The 1,322-nt window shown below is 66.6% G+C and carries 2 protein-coding genes; one reads left to right on the plus strand and one right to left on the minus strand.

All coding sequences use genetic code 11. The features are described from left to right. Positions 1 to 684: 3-oxoacyl-ACP reductase (locus ACWELQ_RS45825; RefSeq protein ID WP_452403216.1), on the plus strand; the 684-nt coding region annotated here is incomplete at its 5' end. A 5-nt stretch (positions 685 to 689) separates the two neighbouring features. On the opposite strand, the gene ACWELQ_RS45830 is transcribed toward ACWELQ_RS45825, so the two are convergent. After that, a partial coding sequence (locus tag ACWELQ_RS45830) for an amino acid permease (protein ID WP_452403217.1) occupies positions 690 to 1,322 on the minus strand: 633 nt, incomplete at its 5' end.

Raw genomic sequence — 1,322 nt, forward strand, 5'->3', positions numbered from 1 at the left:
ATGGCCATGATGCCGAACAGCAGGGTCAGCAGAGACAAGATCACCCACCACACCGGCTGCCACGGCTTGACCTGCGGCTTTTGCATCGGCGGGGTCACCGACGAGGAGCAGGTGCGGGCCATGTTCCAGACGGCCGTCGACACCTACGGCGGCCTCGACATCGCCTTCAACAACGCGGGAATCTCACCGCCGGAGGACGATTCGATCCTCACCACCGGGATCGAGGCGTGGCGGCGGGTGCAGGAGGTCAATCTGACCTCGGTCTACCTGTGCAGCAAGTACGCCATCGAGCACATGCTCGAGCGTGGCAAGGGCTCGGTCATCAATACCGCGTCCTTCGTCGCGGTCATGGGCGCGGCGACCTCGCAGATCTCCTACACCGCCTCCAAGGGCGGCGTGCTGGCCATGAGCCGTGAACTCGGAGTGCAGTTCGCGCGCCAGGGTATTCGGGTCAACGCGCTGTGTCCGGGACCGGTCAACACTCCCCTGTTGCAGGAGCTGTTCGCCAAGGATCCCGAACGCGCCGCGCGCCGGTTGGTCCACATTCCCACCGGCCGCTTCGCCGAGCCGGAGGAGATCGCCGCCGCCGTGGCCTTCCTCGCCAGCGACGATTCCTCCTTCATCACCGCCTCGCAGTTCCTGGTCGACGGCGGCATCTCCGGGGCGTACGTCACCCCGCTGTAGTTGGATTACGCGGCGCCGACGGGGGTTTCGGCCCCCGGCGGGTCCTCCACCGTCCGCTTGGGGCCGGTGAACCAGCGCCGCGCCGAGACGAACCACCAGATCGCGATCGCCCCGACCACGCCGACCAGGGTGATCGGGGCGTAATTCACCGCGTTCCAGGTGAATCCGTCCACCCACGGATAGCCGTGATCATCGGTGGGCAGGATGAACAGCACGCTGATGAACACGATCCAGATCAGCGAGATCACCCCGACCGGCAGATACCAGCGCCCCAATTGCCAAGGGCCGGTTTGGAATCGGTCACCGTGGCGCAGCCGCAGCAGCACCGGCAGACCGTAGGCGATGTACAGGCCGATGGTGGCCACCGAGGTGGCGGCGGCGTAGGCGGTCGGGGCGTTGGCTTCGGGCACCAGCATGGACGGGATCAGCAGGATGAACGCGAACACCGACACGAACAGCACCGCGTTCACCGGCACCTTGCGCGCCGAAAGCTTCGCCCACAGCTTCGACCCGGGCACCGCGCCGTCGCGGGAGAAGGCGAACAGCATGCGCGAGGCCGCGGTCACCGAGGCGTAGCCGCAGAACAATTGGGCGACCGCGGCGATGATGAGCAGCAGCCCCGACCAGAACGAATTCAG

Source organism: Nocardia sp. NPDC004722, from assembly GCF_053601505.1.